Below are 16,930 nucleotides of genomic sequence, written 5' to 3'. Positions count from 1 at the left end.
GCCAGCGTTCGTCCTGAGCCAGGATCAAACTCTCCAATAAAGTGTTTGATTAGCTCATTTGCACCTATGGTGCTTTGTTGCTGATAAATCAGCTTTTTTTAGAATTACGCTTGACGTTTTACGTTCGTTCAGTTTTCAAAGAACAATCTTTTTGGTAATGGAGCGGGTGAAGGGAATCGAACCCTCATCATCAGCTTGGAAGGCTGAGGTTTTACCACTAAACTACACCCGCATTTAATTAATTTGTTGGTTTTGCATGGTCGGGAAGACAGGATTCGAACCTGCGACCCCTTGGTCCCAAACCAAGTGCTCTACCAAGCTGAGCTACTTCCCGTAAGTATATGGCGCGCCCGAGAGGAGTCGAACCCCTAACCTTTTGATCCGTAGTCAAACGCTCTATCCAATTGAGCTACGGGCGCCTTGAAGCAACTCTATTATAATATCATACTAATTTTAATGAGTCAAGTATTTTTTTAAATCTTTTTGGTGCGGCCGAGAGGACTTGAACCTCCACGGGTTATTCACCCACTAGGCCCTCAACCTAGCGCGTCTGCCATTCCGCCACGACCGCATAAATTGTTTAAGATGAGCCATGAAGGACTCGAACCTTCGACCCTCTGATTAAAAGTCAGATGCTCTACCAACTGAGCTAATGGCTCATAAAAATGGCTGGGCTAGCAGGGATCGAACCTGCGAATGACGGAATCAAAATCCGTTGCCTTACCGCTTGGCTATAGCCCATTATTAAGATATGGCGGTCCGGACGGGACTCGAACCCGCGACCTCCTGCGTGACAGGCAGGCATTCTAACCAACTGAACTACCGGACCTAACCTTTAAAAAGATGACCCCTACGGGATTCGAACCCGTGTTACCGCCGTGAAAGGGCGGTGTCTTAACCGCTTGACCAAGGGGCCATAACATAAAAAAAGAAAAACAAATATGTATATAAGAATGGCGGAGAAGGAGGGATTTGAACCCTCGCGCCAGTTGCCCGACCTACACCCTTAGCAGGGGCGCCTCTTCAGCCACTTGAGTACTTCTCCAAAATGGCTCCGCAGGTAGGATTCGAACCTACGACCGTTCGGTTAACAGCCGAATGCTCTACCACTGAGCTACTGCGGAATATGTTAAAAGAGAATATGTAGTCAACAAGCACTGCCTTATCGACTCTTTAAATTATAATTACCACCATGTAAAAAGTCAAGCATGAATTTCAATTATTTTTATCAGTAGATATTAACACTAATTTGCCCATACATTGGCCACATCTATACTTGTTTGTGTTTATTCGACGTTTCCTTCTATAGAGTTGATTGCACTGGTTGCATTTATACATAATGTAAGAAACTTTCTGAGGTAAAGACGAACAATGCCTTGGTGCACCTACTTTAGCCATTAGCCTCCGAAAATCACTATCTCGATGTTGATAGCCTGCCCCAGCCAAATGCAGATGGTAATGACATAGTTCATGTTTAATAATACCAACTAATTCTTCCATTCCTAGATGCTGATAATATGTCGGATTAATTTCAATGCGGTGATCAGACAGCATATATCGTCCTCCGGTTGTTCTTAATCTACTATTGAATTTCGCTGTATGACGAAAAGGAAGATCGAACCACCTCAAAGATACTTCTTCAACTAACCTTTGTAATTCCTTATCACTCATTTCTTCACTCCTTTCAAGGATAAAATTAGCACGTGACAACCTATAAGCGCATACAATTGATATACATTAGCATAGCATAAAGGACCGTGGAAAGTGAGAGAAAGGAGGCTATTCCATGCCTGTTTGGTTACAGAACCAAATGAAACGTGCTTTCTTAGAGAAGGACCGTTATCAAATCAAATTATTGAATCAATGCTGGTACTTTTATAGAAAGAAGCATTGTTCTGGTACGTAGGAAACTCCTTCTCAAACCCACAATGATTTACATAAAAAGCCGTTGGAAAAATCCCACGGCTTTTTATGCTTATTTATTGACCTTGTTGGAGCATGGTTAACGCCACTCTGCCTTTTTGTTGATCAACCGAATCGACCCATACAGTCAGAACATCACCAACAGATACGACATCTAACGGATGTTTCACAAACCGATTACTTAGCTTTGAGATATGGACTAAACCATCTTGCTTCACGCCAATATCTACAAAAGCTCCGAAATCAACTACATTTCGGACGGTCCCTTGAAGTTCCATCCCTTCCTTCAAATCATCCAGCTTTAATACTTCTTTCTTTAATAGCGGAGCAGGTAATTCATCCCTAGGGTCTCGACCAGGTTTCATTAATGCATCAATTATATCCTTGAGCGTTAATTCACCAATATTTAATTCTTCTGCTGTTTCTTTTATAGATAACTGGCTTAACGCTTCTATTAATTGTGCAGAGCCTAAATGGTTAGAATTCATCTTTAACATTTTAAGCAATTTACTTACTTCCCCATAGGTTTCAGGGTGAATCGATGTTCTGTCTAATGCTTCCTCTCCATCAACAATTCGCAAGAATCCAATGGCTTGCTCGTACGTCTTCGCGCCTAAGCGAGGAATTTTCTTTAATTGTTTCCGATTAGTAAATTTGCCTTCTTCTTCTCTTTTCTTAACAATATTCGTTGCGACAGCCTTCGATAAACCAGCTACATGTTGTAATAGTGACGGAGAAGCTGTATTCACATTCACTCCAACTTGGTTTACAGCCGTCTCGACAACAAAATCTAATGATTCCGTTAACCTTTTTTGAGAGACATCATGTTGGTATTGACCGACACCAACTGATTTAGGGTCAATTTTTACTAGTTCAGCAAGTGGATCTTGTAGTCTCCTCCCGATTGAAACAGCGCTTCTTTCTTCAACTTGAAAGTCAGGGAATTCTTCACGTGCAATATCAGATGCGGAATAGACACTTGCCCCCGCTTCATTTACGATTAAATAATAGATTTCTTCATTCAATTCTTTCAGCAAGTCAGCAATAAACTGTTCTGTCTCTCTTGATGCCGTTCCATTACCTATAGCCACCATCTTCACTTCATATGCTTTGAGCATGGAAAGGACTTTGTCTTTGGCTACACCTAATTTAGAAACAGGCGGATGAGGATAGATAACATCAATCTTTAATACCTTACCTGTTTCATCAATGACCGCTAATTTGCAGCCTGTACGATAAGCTGGATCTACCGCAAGGACGACTTTCCCTTTTAGTGGTGGTTGTAAAAGGAGATTCTTAAGATTTTCAGAGAAAATTTTAATCGCCTGTTCCTCACCTTTTTCGGTTAGTTCAGCCCTTAATTCTCTTTCAATTGATGGTTGAATTAAGCGTTTATAACCATCTTCAATCGCTTCTTCCACAAATGGTGCATTGATATGTTTTGATACAGTGATCCATTTTCGATTTAAATACTGTAAAATTGGCTCTTGTTCCACCTTAATACTGACTTTAAGTACGCCTTCTTTTTCCCCACGATTTAATGCTAGTATACGGTGAGGAACAATTTTACCTACGTTTTCACTATATTCATAATACATCTCATACACATGCTTTTCGTCGATGCTTTCATCTTTAACAGCTGATTCAATAATTCCTTGTTTATATGTTTTTTCGCGAATCCACTTCCTACTTTGCGCATCATCAGATACCATTTCTGCAATAATATCTCGCGCCCCCTGAAGCGCTTCTTCAACTGTTGTGACACCTTTTTCCTCATTTAGGAAGTGTGTTGCTTTTTCTTCAGGCGTATCATCATTTTGATAGGATAATAACCAAGTAGCTAATGGTTCTAGTTCTTTTTCTTTCGCTACGGTTGCTTTTGTTCTTCTTTTTTGTTTGTACGGACGATATAAATCTTCTACTTCCTGCAATTTCTCCGCTTTTTCTATTTGATTAGATAATTCCGGGGTTAATTTCCCTTGCTCTTCTATTAACCTAAGTACTTCTTGTTTTCTCTGCTTCACGTTTTGTATGTATTGCCATCTTTCAACAATATCTTTGATTTGTACTTCATTTAACGCACCGGTCATTTCTTTTCGATAACGCGCAATAAACGGAACGGTATTTCCCTCTTCAATTAACGCGATGGTTCGATCAATTTGTTTTGTGGATAATGAAAATTCTTTTGCTATTCGTCCAAAAATTTCTTTCTTATCATCCATGTCTCTTCACCTTCCTGAGTGCAAACTGTACTATTGCTTTATTCTACCAAAATTTTAAAGGTAAAGCATTTTTGGCTATAGCCCCGTCTTGATTCTTGTTTTAAAGAGCAAAAAAAAGCTTGCTGATTGAAACAATCATTGCAAGCTTCCGATTATAAATGTTGCATCGTCTATAAGATTCATGTTCTGCGCCCTAATTAACTTCGCAGTTGCTTCGATTGGTAAATATTTATTCATCAGTTTTTTTATACCAGAAATGGGGTATCCATCTGAAAACATCAAGAATTTAATTCCGTTTGTATAATCAAAACGGTGAATTTTAAATGCTTGACGCTTTCCTGACAAATAACCCGATGTTGGCAGTGGGTAAATGAGCTTCTCAGTATCCCCATAAAAGAAAAAACGAATATTTCCCGTACAACAGTAGGCTAATTCTTTTGTGTGAAAATTAATCTTAATCACACCTACCGCAGCGCCTCTTTTATGTAAAAGTGACTGATTACTTAAATCCATAATGGTTGAAATATCTAAATCGTGATTTTCTCTAACGGTATTGACAACAGCAGATGAAGCTTCATTTGCATATTCTCCACTACCTAAACCATCAGCTAATACACAAATAAAATAATCATCAGTTGTGTGATAATAAAAAGAATCACCACAAACGGACTGACCACGTTTAGCAAGCTGATCGGTAATGACGTCCATTTGATGTGGATCATTCATCATAGAATATACTCCGAACCTTCATTTTCAGCATGGATGGCTTCTTGCAATTTTTTAATTGCTCTTCTTTGCAGCCTTGATACATGCATTTGAGAAATATCCAGTCTTTCCCCTGTTTCTTTTTGGCTTAGATTTTCTAGGAATGTAAACTGGATAACTTGTTTCTCTCGATCTGATAAAACATGCAACACTTTTTCAAGTACGAGCATTTGATTGACTTTTTCATAGCCATCATCCACATTACCGACAATATCCAGGAGCGTAACAGTACCACCGTCGGAATCAGCTTCAATGGAATGGTCAACTGATAACGCCTGATAACTTTTGCCCATCTCCATTGCTTCTAAAACTTCTTCTTCTGTTACTTCTAGAGCATCCGCAATTTCCTCGACCTTAGGCGAACGTTGCAAAGTAGTTGTTAATTCTTCCGCCGTAGCTTTGATCTTTGGCCCTAATTCTTTTATTCGTCTCGGTACATGCACGCTCCAGGTTTTGTCCCGTAAGAAACGTTTAATCTCACCGATGATTGTCGGAATAGCAAATGCTTCAAACGTTTTGCCAAAAGAAGCGTCATATCTACGAATCGCACCAAGTAGTCCAATCACACCTACTTGAACAATATCTTCGTGATAAGGTCTACCTTTAGAGTATTTTCGTGCGATGGATTCAACCAATTTGTAATACTGTTCAACAAGTTGTTCCTGTGCGTATTCGTCCTGATGTAATTGATATTGTTGTATGAGATTATTAATCTCTTCTTTTGATCGTTGTTTAGGTTGAGATTGCTTCTGCATCACTCTCCACCTGCTCTCCTTCTAGGTACTTAGTCATAAAGACTGTTACACCTTTTTGATGATGAATTTTCACTTCATCCATTAATGTTTCTATTAGGTAAAGGCCTAATCCTCCTTCTCGTAAAAATTCAACAGAATCATTTGCTTGATAAGGACCTGCACTGTCTCTTGCTTGTTGAAAATCCAAGCTCTCACCTTCATCCGCAACCATGACTTCTAATTTATTTTTATAAAGGCCGAATCCTACAAGCACTTCACCATTTTCGTTGTTTTTGTATGCATGCTGAACTGCATTTGTACAAGCTTCACTCGTTGCAATCTTCAAATCTTCAATTTCGTCATAGTTAAATCCCATTCTACTGGCAATACCAGATAAGGTTAATCTAATAATACCGACGTATTCCGGCTTCGATGGGATTTTCATCTCAATGTAGTCGTACGACTCGGTCATTTCTTTTCACCTTCCATTTTGGTGCTGATATCAATAATGTCAGCAAGACCAGTAATTTCGAACAGCCTTTTTAAACGACTAGAAAGCCCAATGATTTTAAATTGACCATCGTGCGCACGTACATTTTTGAAAAGTCCTACAAAAACACCTAAGCCGGTGCTATCCATATAGGAAACACCCGAAAGATCAACAATCATCTCCACATTATCTTTTTCAGAAAGCGGAATAAGTTCTTTCTTTAATTCTGGTGCAGTGTATACATCAATCTCTCCACCTACAGTTACCTCAGTAATATTTTGATTATGATTTACATCTATATTAATGTTCATATTTTGCCCACCTTTTAGGAATAGCTGGTTACTCCTCATTTACCCTTTTAATTTTAGCTTAAACATTTCTTCTTAATATAATTAAAGTAAAATCATCCCTTAATTGGAAATCTTGTAATTTTTCAAGTTCTTTATATACGTTTTGCACAATATTTTGTGCTTTTAAGTGTATGTTTTTCTCAATTAAGGCTAATAATTCTTCTCTTTCAATAAAGCCTTCTTTTGTTCTTGATTCAGTTACGCCATCAGACATCAAAATAATCATATCCCCAGGCATCACTTCTTTTTCGTACTTTCTATATTTCGTGTTCTTTTCAATACCTAATAATAGACCCTTTGCAGGCAACTCAGAAAATGTCTGTGTTTCCGCATGATAAAACAAGCCTGGTTCGTGCCCAGCAGAGGCATAGGAAAAGATATGATGATCGATATGATATGTGCCATAAAACATCGTAATAAACATCGTTAAATCAACATTTTGTTCCACAACACGATTTAGATTCTCCAACACCAGAGTAGGCGTTTTACGATTTTCTGGTAAACTGTCCATAGCATATTTAATCATAGACATACAAAGGGCTGCTGGTAGCCCTTTTCCAATAACATCAGCTATTGCGATGCTCACACTATTATTTTCATCCTCAACAAAATTAAAATAATCACCATTCATATGTTTTGCTGGGACGCTGATTGCTCCAATATCCATGTCTTTTTTACATGGAATCTCTGTCCCAAGCAATGTTTTTTGCACATTAGCCGCGATTTCCATTTCGGTTCTTAATTCCTGTTGAATATGCTTTAAATTTTGGTGTTCGCGGTAAGCAAAACCATATGCCACCATCACTTCAAGCAGTATATCAAAAGACTCCTGCATTCTATCGTTAAATTTTTCTGGAAACATCTCAGCCATAATATTTCTATGGATGCTGACAATTTCCTCTGGAGGAATGTTCCGTTCAATTGCATTCCTACTTAACTTTTGTCCTTGATATAATGCCTGCTCTGAGCGGTCAGCTAAATAATTCGTTAATATCTCTCTATATTTGGACTCCAATTTCTGTCTGAAATCCATCTCAAGTTCCCCCTAACGGAGCCATTTAATCGCCCTTATATCTGTACCTTCACCCGGGCTTGAATCTATTTGAAAATCATCCATCAGTCTTTTTACCCCTGGGAGACCTGCTCCTAGTCCGCCCGATGTCGAATATCCATCCTCCATTACTTGGCGCAAATCTTTAATACCTGGACCACTATCAATTGATAATAGTCTTAGTCCCGTTTTGCCATTCTCATAGAGCTTCTCTATACAAATTTGACCTTGACCTGCATATAAGAATATGTTTCTCGCAAGTTCACTTATTGCTGTTGTAATTCTTGCTTGGTCAACCGTCCCAAAGCCCAGCTCTTTTGCAACATTTCTACCAAGCTGACGCGCTGAAACGATATCCCATTCATTGATTATTTTAACGCAGGATTGGTTGTCCATTCGGCTATTCCCCCAATTCCTGTTGTAATTTCTCCAAACCTTTTTCTAAATCTAGGGCGGTCAATACATTATTCAGACCGATTCCTAATTCAGTTAACGTAATTGCTACTGCTGGTTGAATGCCTGTAATGACAACTTTAGCACCCATTAAATGGGACATTTCAATCACATCACCTAATACTTTAGCGATAAAAGAATCAATAAAATCTATTGATGTTAAATCGATTACAACACCATTTGCACTCGTATCATGTATTTTCTTTAACAAGTCTTCTTGAAATTGAAGTGCCGTCTGGTCATCTAGTTCCCATTGAATAGAAACAAGTAAACAATCATGTAGTTTTAAAATCGGAATTCTCAAAACGTCACCCCTCCAATGGCACAATTTTACGTTTAGTCATTTCCAATGCTGCTTCTACGCCAGATTTCATTGTATTTTTCGTAATAATTCGGTTTAAGTCGATACCAAGGCTCACAATCGTTTGCGCAATTTCCGACCGAATACCTACAAGCATGCATTTTGCGCCTACTAAGTGGACTGCATCTGCTGCTTGGATAATATGGTGAGCAACCATTGTATCAACAACAGGGACACCTGTAATATCAATCAAGACAACTTCTGAACGATGTTTTACCACACCTTGAAGAAGGTTTTCCATAATTTGCTTCGCTCGTTCTGTATCGATCATCCCAATTAATGGCATAACTGTAATGCCTTCAAATACAGGAATTAAAGGTGCCGATAGTTCTTGCAATGCAATCTTTTGATTAGCGATCGTTCTTTCCCAAGAAACAGTGTAATCATTAATTATTTCACTATTCATCGCTTTTAACCAATGATTCAAATCATGCATCACTTTCGCTTCATTCTCTGGACGAATATACTTATCTTTGACCATTTCATCAAATACAACATCGCCCAGTACATCTAGAGCATTTACGACAAAACGTAGAGGCCAGCCTAAACTGACAATTCTATCTGAAAAATTCTCTGATTGACGCTCATACTCGTCCTTTTTGCCAGAAATTTTCAAGATAGCGAGCTCCACTAACTCTCTTCCATATGTCTCGAAGTTTTGATCTAGGATGACATTGGTAATTGTTTCGTCAGAATCCTCTTTTAATCGGTTCAACCATTCTTTAAAAATATCTTCTTTATTGTGTTGAATATATTTCAAAGTCATTTGTCTTCCCTTACCTCCTATACTAGCACATCTATTGGTTAGTTTTTCCTTATTATCATTGATTGTAAAAAAATCTACATGATTGTAAAAAATCCAGCAAAAATCTACAACTATTGCCTTATATTATAACGCTTTCTATTTGAAACGTCTTTAACAATATATCCAAATTAAGTGTGTACCCTTTTTTGCTTATTATCAAACCTAAAACATTAAATTCCTTTTATTTCTTTTTGTTCAGAATAATATCTCAAATATAAAATTGGGGGATTTAAAGTTTAAGCCCGTTTCAATAAGTGTATTACATATATTAATAAGTCCTATCATTACAATAAATGGACTTGTTTAAGATTAGGAAGCATATAAAAAAACGCCCCAACTTTTTTGAGCGTTTTCTAAAATTCTATAAGACCTAAACTGACTTGTAAGGCTTCATTTACCTTATCCATCATTTCGTCATCAAGATGGGTGATTTTATCGGTTAATCTCTGCTTATCAATTGTACGAATTTGTTCTAACAATATTACTGAATCTCTTTCAAAAGCATATCGCTTCGCATCAATTTCAACGTGAGTAGGCAGCTTTGCTTTTTGAATCTGAGCGGTAATTGCTGCGATGATTACTGTGGGACTAAACCGATTCCCGATGTCGTTTTGTATAACAAGTACTGGACGGACACCGCCTTGTTCTGAGCCAACAACTGGGGATAGGTCTGCAAAATAAACGTCACCACGTTTAACAATCAAAGGATCAGCCTCCGCTTACAAGACGTTCAACTGCGTTTTCTGCCTCGTATTCCGCTTGAAATGCTTCAGATGCTATCGTCAAGTTTAATTTTGCCATTTCCATGTAACCACGTCTCATGGACTCACGAATATGTCTTTTCTTCCGTTCACGCAAATACATTTTCGTTGCTTGATAAATAAACTCACTTCTGTTTACGTTCTCTTGCTTCGCATAACCATCTAATTCCGTTAATAGATGTTGCGGCAGCTTCACCACTATTTCTGTTGTTGCGCTGGATTCAGACACAAACATACACCTCCACCATCACTACACACCATATTTTTTATATCTACCAATTTTCATATTACCATTATTCTCTTAGGCTGCAAAGGGGGTTTTTTATTTAGTAAGAAATTATCCATAAAAACAGTTGCATTTTCTTTCAATGTCTTCCTAGGAATTTCAGTGATAATTTCCCAAATTATTAATAACTATTATCTACCAACATGTTCATTGATATGCATTAAAGAATCCCATTTCTTGTAGAAATTTTTGTTTGATCCTGCATATAGATTCTTGGTATGCGCATACCTATTTGGCAAGTTACCTCATAATTAATTGTTTCAAGTGTGTTAGCTATGTCATCTACAGAGATGGTCTGATTATTTTGAGTCCCGATTAACGTAACGACATCTCCAATTTGCTCTTCCTCACTAATACGAATCATGCATTGGTCCATACAAATTCTGCCGACAATACTTACTCTTCTTCCATTAACAAGGACCTCTTGTGTTGCTAACCTCCTAATCCACCCGTCCGCATATCCGATTGGCAAGGTACCAATTGATTCCTCTTTTTCAGCTTCGTACGTTGCTCCGTAACTCACTTTCTCGCCCGGTTGCAATTTTTTCACATGAACAATTTTCGTGTGAAGTGAAAACGCCTCTTTTAATTTAAAAGGTAAATGATTTTTAATTTCAGAAGATGGTGACATGCCATACATTGAAATCCCAAATCTAACTGCATTAAATTTCGCCTCAGGATGTCTCATGCCAGCTGCACTATTACTAGCATGAATATATCTTGGTTGTTCATCCATCCAGCTTATCATTTCATTAAAGGTGCTTAACTGTTCATTAAAATAGGATGTCTCAAGTTCATCTGCTGTCGCAAAATGCGTGAAAACTCCTTCAACATGGAACTTTCCTTGCTGTAGTTGGTATTGAAATATTCCCCATTCTTCTTTTGATTTAATCCCTAATCTACCCATCCCCGAGTCCATTTTCACATGAACTTTTACTTCTTTACTTATGAATGGTGCAGCTTTCTTCAGCCACTCAGCTTGGCAAACAGTTAAAGTAATTGCTGCTTGTTCGGCTAACCCAGCATCCTCTGGTCGTGTGAGCCCTAAAACTAATATCGGAGCGTCAATCCCTTTATTTCTAAGAGCAAAAGCCTCATCCAATGTCGCCACCGCTAAGTATGTGGCACCAGCCTTTAGAGCTGTCTTGGCTACCTCTATATCTCCATGGCCATATGCATTTGCCTTCACAACTGCAAACAACTCTGCTTCTTCTCCAATATGTTTAATCATTGACTCTACATTATATGTGATATAATCCAAATTTATCTCTGCCCAAGTATCACGAAAATATGGGACCTGTTGATTCATACCGTCCACTTCCTCTTTATACTTTTCCTTCTATTATTTGATTATGTCACATTAACGTATAACAGAAAAGACAAACTTTCTTCTTAGACCAAGTGAAGTAAAAGCAGTGTAAGATGTAATTTAAGAAGTATGTTAAACATGGTAACTTAAAGTTACCTTTGATTACCAATTAATCTAGATGATATGGCGTTAATATTGGCAAAATTATCATCCGTAGAAACCGCAAACAACGCAAAGAAACCCGAGGAATCTACCTCGGGTTTATTTATCTATATTTATTTTACAACTTCCCCTTGTACAGACTGTGCAATTTGGATCATTTCTTCTTTCGATAGGTTTGTCGATGCAATCATATAATCCACGCCATTTTGCGTCCAGGATACCATATTATCTGATACGGCTCCTACCGTGAAGCCAAGGTCAACAGGGTCACCATTCATCATCGCCTCTTCACCACCAGAGGTTTGAACAATAACAGCCTTCTCTTGAATCATTGTGAATGATTTGTCTTCACCTTCATAGGTTAGAATGACACGTTTACCTTCTTCTGTTTCTACTTCTTTTTCAGAAACAAGTTCAACTTCAGGTAGCGATTCTGGATAGAAGACAGTGAAATCTTCTTCTTCTGCTACTTCAGCCATGACTGGGAATTCTAACTGCGCACCTGTCATATTTTTCTTCGTATCGAAATCTTTATTATCTAGTTCTTCATTAAATTTCACATTGGAGAAATCTACCGTCACAACTGGTGTTCTTTCTGCATCCATTACCTTTACACTAACTGGAGATAGATCCGATTTATTCAAGGTAATCTCTTGGAGAGGTAGCATTTGATTGTTTTGATAACTCGTTTTTGTTTCATAAACATAATGATCTTCCGTTGCTTTAAATTTTGCTTCCTTATCATTTTGAATATCTTCAATTAATGACTCATAAAGGTACGCTTGACTACTATTGTTTGGCCAGTCACTTTGGAAGCGAAAACTTTTATTCAAAGCTGGCGTAAGAACAAACACACCTTCTTTGTTCTTTAAGATCATTTGACTTTGATCTTTTTCAGTGTTTTTAAGTGCCACACGATAAAATTCCGGGTTCTTATGCCATATTTCTATATCATAGGATTGCGGCTCGGAACCTGTTTGCAGCGTCATTTTCGCTTCCGCCTTATAGCTTTTTAATGATTCTAGTTTGCTCGATAAATCTTTTGTCACATCCTCCTGGGATTTTGTCCCACATGCAGCTAGTGTGACAGTTATGGCCAGTCCCATGAGTAGCCAGAAAAACTTCTTCTTCATTCCTTCAACCCCTTTTTCTTATAATCAACAGTGCAATCAAACGCTTCCGTGGCCTTGTCTCCTCCATTGCACTATTGAATATATGAGACAACCTCAAAGATTATTCCAGACCTTCTAATAGATCAAGAATATTTTTTCGAGCCTGGGGATGATTTGTATGTAATTAATTACAGGCGTTTATTAGGAATAGTAGCTATAATCAACTTTACTTCCTGTCCTAATGAATACTACTCTTTTTCAATTATCACTTGAGCAATGGCATACTCTCTACTATGGGAAATAGATAAGTGTACAAGACAGCCATCAACCGGACGAACAATTATCGGTTGTCCAGTCGTATGGTTAGCTGTTTCAATATCTAGAAACGAAAGTGATTGTCCGATGCCTGTTCCTTTCGCTTTAGCAAAGGCTTCTTTCGCAGCAAATCTCCCTGCTAAATATTCTATTTTTCTATGCCCAGTTAGAGTCTCATATTTCTTTTTTTCGCTTGTTGTTAAAATACGTTCGACAAACCGTTCTTTTCTTTTTACTAATTGTTTAATTCTCTGTATTTCAATCATATCGATACCAATGCCTTTAATCATTCTAATCACCATCTTCTAAATAAAATAAATGCTGCATAAAACAAACTATAGTATATTTAATGTATGAGAACATTTTAGGAGGAGTCAATTATTGTTTATCAGGACAGAAAGCTTTAGAGAATTTATTCGCTTCTATCCCATCGTTACTTCTATTATCGCTATTAATATTGTATTGTATTTACTTACTGTTTTGCCCATCCTACCAACCAATTGGTTAATGGCGCATTTTGCAGGTATTAATATTTATATTATGCAAGGGGAGTTATGGCGACTTGTTACACCTATCTTCATGCATAGCGGATTTGCTCACCTTTTATTTAATTGCTTCTCGCTTGTGTTATTTGGACCCCCACTTGAGAGAGCAATTGGCAAGGGGCGTTTCCTCCTTGTTTACTTCCTAGCTGGTATTGGCGCGAATATCGCAACACTCATCCTTGAACCGTTAACATATATTCACGTTGGCGCGAGCGGGGCGATTTATGGTATCTTCGGTTTCTTTATTGCTATTATTGTGTACCGCAGAGATTTACTTTCACAGCAAAATACTCAGCTCATTCTTGCCATCACAGTTATTGGTGTAATTATGACCTTCTTGCAAGCGAATGTAAATGTGATTGCCCATCTATTTGGTCTATTAGCAGGTTTCCTCACTGGTTCAGCAATGATTAAAACGAAATTAAAAGCTGGATATGGTGCAACGAGACCAACAAACCAATGGAAATCTTCAGCTAGACGATTAAAAGGTGTCCCCCTATCAACCATTATTATCTTTGGGGGCATTATTCTTCTTGCCATTATCGGTCTATTGTCACGTTAATGAAATCGTTCAAACAAACAGCAAATCCGAACAATTTATGTTCGGATTTGTGTTTCTCATTCTGTATTCTCAGGAGTATAAGAATACCACTTGTATATAGATAATACATCTTCTACTTCTAGGTCAACTACATCTCCTCCAGTTGCACCTGAACCAGACATAGCCTTAGCAGAAATAGTAGCTAACTGATTTTGCTTCTGAAAATACGTTTCTTTCATTGAAATTGATTGTGTTCTATTCTTCCTCAAATAAACAGTTGTTTTAGAAATAAATCGTGAACGAAGAACGAGTTGATTTCCTATAATCGTCCAACCAGCTGCTTTATAACGGTAATAAGATAAAATAAGCATCAATCCAACGAACACTAAACTAAATAAACCCCACACTGAGAAGAAATAAAGAAGGATAACTGCGACTGGAACAGAGATAAATAATCCTCTCAATATGTATCTTCGTAAAGCCCTTTTTGGTGCTGGAACAAACATATCTGTCAATTGGTAATCATTTAGTCCAGTTTCTATCTTCTCGCGAATTCGGTTTCTCTTAATGATCGGTAACAGCATCACTTTCGAGCTATCCGCATCCTTTAATGACCCACCTGCACTCTCAAGGTAAACAGATGCATAGCCAATCGCTTGTCGAACTGGATTCTCATTTATCCTTAATGCTTGAATCCGATGTAAGGGAATCGTTAGTTGCTTCTTCTCCAATAGACCGCGGGTAATAACTAATTCTTCTCCCACTTTTCTTACAGTGAAATTAGCATACTTTAACACTGATCCAATGAGAGCAATAAGCCAAGCAAGAACGAAACCAAGGAAAACCATTAAACTGATGAGCATAACACCACCTGTAATAAAGACACTCAATTCATCAAATATCTTCTCATAAGGAATGACTTCAGCAAATTGTGATAAAAAGGCAAAGACAGCTGATATCACAACACCTACTCCCCCAGAGGTCGAAGAAAGTAAAATCAACTCTCCAGGTTTAATTTGGTAAAGTATTTGTTCCTCTTTTTGTTCTGTTTCGATTTGCTCATCTAACTCTATATGTGCATTTTTAGATTGTGATAGGATATCTTGAATCTGCTGTGCCTCATTTTTAGAAATAGCAGTCAATATAGCTTCTGCCTCTAGTCCTGAACCAGCTGTTTCAATGGTCATTTTCACTAAACCAAAAGGTCTTTGTAAAATACCTTCTGATAAATCAAGACTTTGGATTCTTTCGAAAGGGATATATCTTTTTTTCCGAATAATTAACCCTGATTCAATTCGTAATTCTCCCTCTTCTATTCTGTAGGTAAAACGAAGCCAAGTAAGAATACCGGATATAAGAATAAGAGCAATAATACCTATTGTAATAAAAAGCTGAATCTTCCCTTCACTATTACCAAATACGACAATAATTAAAATGGGAATAATGGAGTCCTTTAATGTTTTCAGTACATTTGATACGGCTGCAATCGGATGAAGTCTTCTCGGCTCAGACATCATCTACAGCCACCCTTGCTAAGTTAGATATAAAAAATCGCAGTTCTTCTGCTTCTTCTAGATCTAATGCGGGTATTTCATGAACAGTTGCCGCAGTTGAAACCGTCACGGTAGCTAGTTTATATTTTCGAAGAATAGGTCCTTGGTGAGTATCTACATGCTGTACTCTAATCATTGGGACGAGTGTACGTTTAATGATAAATATTCCATGCTGTAGTTCTATTTCATTCTCTCTCACTTCATAGCGCCACCTTTTCCACCGCACAGTCGGAAAAACTTTAATCGCTAAATAGGCATAAAGAGCAAATATAATTAATGCAACACCAATTATCCACATCGGCCAATCAAAAATGAATGTTAAAACAATAGCGCCAATTGCCAATACAAATGGGATAAGGGAATGTAGTGCACCAGATATTTTCCAAACAGTCAGACCCCGTTTAGAAATACGCTTTTGCGGCTTCGATAACATATATGTAAACCCCCTAAAATTCCTTATTGAACAACTATAGTATACATGAAAGCCATACTATTTCTCAGTAAAAACTTGGATATTTTTTCATTCTTATTTATTATTTCTATACGATAATCTAAAGAAAAGGTTTCAATTAGAGTGAAGTTGATTAATCCCTTACCTATCTACTTCATTTACTTATAAAATGTCATATGATCTTTATCTTGTCGGTAGTAGGCTAATCGATCTTGTAAGTTACCCGTATGGAACTCAAATTTATGACCATCCGGGTCAGTAAAATAAATCGAGCGCTTATCTTTTTTGTCCCTTATGCGGCCTGATAAAATATTCACTTTTAAGTCTTGTAAGCGTTGATAACTACTTTCAAAATCATCTTCATCAATAGAAAACGCAATATGAGTATAAGATTGGGCAATCTCCTGACGAGGTATGTCTTTTTCTTCATTAAGGGCAATCCACATGCCTTGACAATCAAAATATGCTGTCGTTCTCCCTTTTACAAGCAACTTAGCTACAAAAACCTTCTCATAAAAAGCAATAGAACGGTCTAAATCAGAAACAGAGAATAACATATGGTTCAAACCTTTAATCATACTGCCGTTCACCTCATCTTAAATTTATCTGGCATCCTATTAACCATTATACTGAAGCAGCAGCAAATACTATAGATAAAAACACATCTAGTTTAACGTCTATAAGTTTTATATGGACTTTTCATTTTCTTCCACCACAGACCCCTTTTGCTACATGTCTACA

The 16,930-nt window shown here is 37.6% G+C and carries 20 protein-coding genes and 10 tRNA genes; 2 read left to right on the top strand and 28 right to left on the bottom strand.

Translation table 11 applies throughout. The features are described 5' to 3' along the window. Positions 1-158: 158 nt before the first annotated feature. From U9M49_RS18110 to U9M49_RS18060, 11 genes are all read right to left on the bottom strand, one after another. Positions 159-232 (bottom strand) — tRNA-Gly (locus U9M49_RS18110). Positions 233-257: 25 nt separating this feature from the next. After that, positions 258-334 (bottom strand) — tRNA-Pro (locus tag U9M49_RS18105). A gap of 8 nt (positions 335-342) precedes the next feature. Further along, positions 343-419 (bottom strand) — tRNA-Arg (locus tag U9M49_RS18100). Positions 420-484: 65 nt separating this feature from the next. Then, positions 485-571: transfer RNA gene (locus tag U9M49_RS18095), tRNA-Leu, on the bottom strand. 15 nt (positions 572-586) lie between these two features. Further along, positions 587-659 (bottom strand) — tRNA-Lys (locus tag U9M49_RS18090). 7 nt (positions 660-666) lie between these two features. Further along, positions 667-741 (bottom strand) — tRNA-Gln (locus tag U9M49_RS18085). 11 nt (positions 742-752) lie between these two features. Then, a tRNA-Asp gene (locus tag U9M49_RS18080) sits at positions 753-829 on the bottom strand. Positions 830-844: 15 nt separating this feature from the next. Then, positions 845-916, bottom strand: a tRNA-Glu gene (locus tag U9M49_RS18075). Positions 917-954: 38 nt separating this feature from the next. Then, a tRNA-Ser gene (locus U9M49_RS18070) sits at positions 955-1,045 on the bottom strand. 4 nt (positions 1,046-1,049) lie between these two features. After that, positions 1,050-1,124, bottom strand: a tRNA-Asn gene (locus U9M49_RS18065). A gap of 91 nt (positions 1,125-1,215) precedes the next feature. Continuing rightward, on the bottom strand, positions 1,216-1,671 hold the full coding sequence (locus tag U9M49_RS18060) for a SprT family protein (RefSeq protein ID WP_095370815.1): 456 nt from the start codon (positions 1,669-1,671) through the stop codon (positions 1,216-1,218). A gap of 115 nt (positions 1,672-1,786) precedes the next feature. Between U9M49_RS18060 and cmpA the strand changes: the two genes are divergently transcribed. Then, on the top strand, positions 1,787-1,906 hold the full coding sequence (cmpA, locus tag U9M49_RS18055; protein WP_095370816.1) for a cortex morphogenetic protein CmpA: 120 nt from the start codon (positions 1,787-1,789) through the stop codon (positions 1,904-1,906). Positions 1,907-1,979: 73 nt separating this feature from the next. On the opposite strand, the gene U9M49_RS18050 is transcribed toward cmpA, so the two are convergent. From U9M49_RS18050 to acpS, 14 genes are all read right to left on the bottom strand, one after another. Beyond that, positions 1,980-4,145 carry a Tex family protein gene (locus U9M49_RS18050; RefSeq protein ID WP_322910325.1) on the bottom strand — a complete coding sequence of 722 codons (2,166 nt, stop codon included), beginning with the start codon at positions 4,143-4,145 and terminating at the stop codon, positions 1,980-1,982. A 135-nt stretch (positions 4,146-4,280) separates the two neighbouring features. Then, positions 4,281-4,874 (bottom strand): PP2C family serine/threonine-protein phosphatase, encoded by a 594-nt coding sequence (locus tag U9M49_RS18045; RefSeq protein WP_224938125.1) that lies wholly within the window; start codon positions 4,872-4,874, stop codon positions 4,281-4,283. Beyond that, complete coding sequence (gene sigB, locus U9M49_RS18040) at positions 4,871-5,665, bottom strand: RNA polymerase sigma factor SigB (RefSeq protein ID WP_322910324.1); 795 nt, start codon at positions 5,663-5,665, stop codon at positions 4,871-4,873. Before sigB ends, U9M49_RS18045 begins: the two co-directional genes overlap by 4 nt. Continuing rightward, positions 5,643-6,116, bottom strand: coding sequence for an anti-sigma B factor RsbW (gene rsbW / locus U9M49_RS18035; RefSeq protein WP_095370819.1), 474 nt, complete (start codon positions 6,114-6,116; stop codon positions 5,643-5,645). The genes sigB and rsbW overlap by 23 nt, the downstream gene beginning before the upstream one ends. Then, on the bottom strand, positions 6,113-6,445 hold the full coding sequence (locus U9M49_RS18030) for an anti-sigma factor antagonist (protein WP_095370820.1): 333 nt from the start codon (positions 6,443-6,445) through the stop codon (positions 6,113-6,115). Before U9M49_RS18030 ends, rsbW begins: the two co-directional genes overlap by 4 nt. A gap of 58 nt (positions 6,446-6,503) precedes the next feature. Beyond that, positions 6,504-7,517: a PP2C family protein-serine/threonine phosphatase gene (locus tag U9M49_RS18025; RefSeq protein WP_095370821.1), complete on the bottom strand. Its 1,014-nt coding sequence runs from the start codon at positions 7,515-7,517 to the stop codon at positions 6,504-6,506. A 12-nt stretch (positions 7,518-7,529) separates the two neighbouring features. After that, a complete protein-coding gene (locus U9M49_RS18020) occupies positions 7,530-7,931 on the bottom strand; it encodes an anti-sigma regulatory factor (protein WP_095370822.1) in 402 nt (133 codons plus the stop codon). A gap of 4 nt (positions 7,932-7,935) precedes the next feature. Continuing rightward, positions 7,936-8,292, bottom strand: a complete 357-nt coding sequence (locus U9M49_RS18015; RefSeq protein ID WP_066192954.1) for an STAS domain-containing protein — start codon at positions 8,290-8,292, stop codon at positions 7,936-7,938. Positions 8,293-8,296: 4 nt separating this feature from the next. Then, a complete protein-coding gene (locus tag U9M49_RS18010) occupies positions 8,297-9,115 on the bottom strand; it encodes an STAS domain-containing protein (RefSeq protein ID WP_095370823.1) in 819 nt (272 codons plus the stop codon). Positions 9,116-9,507: 392 nt separating this feature from the next. After that, positions 9,508-9,858, bottom strand: coding sequence for a type II toxin-antitoxin system PemK/MazF family toxin (locus U9M49_RS18005; protein WP_095370824.1), 351 nt, complete (start codon positions 9,856-9,858; stop codon positions 9,508-9,510). A 4-nt stretch (positions 9,859-9,862) separates the two neighbouring features. Next, positions 9,863-10,144, bottom strand: coding sequence for a CopG family ribbon-helix-helix protein (locus tag U9M49_RS18000; RefSeq protein ID WP_095373546.1), 282 nt, complete (start codon positions 10,142-10,144; stop codon positions 9,863-9,865). 217 nt (positions 10,145-10,361) lie between these two features. Then, positions 10,362-11,510, bottom strand: a complete 1,149-nt coding sequence (gene alr / locus U9M49_RS17995) for an alanine racemase (protein ID WP_322910323.1) — start codon at positions 11,508-11,510, stop codon at positions 10,362-10,364. Positions 11,511-11,785: 275 nt separating this feature from the next. Then, entirely contained in the window at positions 11,786-12,805 is a 1,020-nt protein-coding gene (locus U9M49_RS17990) for a LolA family protein (protein ID WP_095370826.1), read from the bottom strand. Between the two features lie 227 nt (positions 12,806-13,032). Continuing rightward, positions 13,033-13,389 carry a holo-ACP synthase gene (acpS, locus tag U9M49_RS17985; protein WP_095370827.1) on the bottom strand — a complete coding sequence of 119 codons (357 nt, stop codon included), beginning with the start codon at positions 13,387-13,389 and terminating at the stop codon, positions 13,033-13,035. Positions 13,390-13,480: 91 nt separating this feature from the next. On the opposite strand from acpS, the gene U9M49_RS17980 reads away from it, so the two are divergent. Then, positions 13,481-14,206 (top strand): rhomboid family intramembrane serine protease, encoded by a 726-nt coding sequence (locus tag U9M49_RS17980; RefSeq protein ID WP_307315423.1) that lies wholly within the window; start codon positions 13,481-13,483, stop codon positions 14,204-14,206. A 56-nt stretch (positions 14,207-14,262) separates the two neighbouring features. Here the strand turns inward: U9M49_RS17980 and U9M49_RS17975 are convergent, their stop codons facing one another. From U9M49_RS17975 to fosB, 3 genes are all read right to left on the bottom strand, one after another. Continuing rightward, positions 14,263-15,699: a PH domain-containing protein gene (locus U9M49_RS17975; protein ID WP_322910322.1), complete on the bottom strand. Its 1,437-nt coding sequence runs from the start codon at positions 15,697-15,699 to the stop codon at positions 14,263-14,265. Beyond that, entirely contained in the window at positions 15,692-16,171 is a 480-nt protein-coding gene (locus U9M49_RS17970; protein WP_095370830.1) for a PH domain-containing protein, read from the bottom strand. Before U9M49_RS17970 ends, U9M49_RS17975 begins: the two co-directional genes overlap by 8 nt. 176 nt (positions 16,172-16,347) lie before the next feature. Further along, positions 16,348-16,767: a metallothiol transferase FosB gene (gene fosB / locus U9M49_RS17965; protein ID WP_322910321.1), complete on the bottom strand. Its 420-nt coding sequence runs from the start codon at positions 16,765-16,767 to the stop codon at positions 16,348-16,350. Between the last annotated feature and the right edge of the window lie 163 nt (positions 16,768-16,930).

Origin of the sequence: Cytobacillus sp. OWB-43 (genome assembly GCF_034651445.1) — a bacterium.
In the GTDB taxonomy this organism is placed as follows: domain Bacteria; phylum Bacillota; class Bacilli; order Bacillales; family Cytobacillaceae; genus Cytobacillus; species Cytobacillus kochii.
The sequence above is the reverse complement of the archived record's forward strand: the minus strand, read 5'-3'. Positions and strand labels throughout refer to the sequence as shown.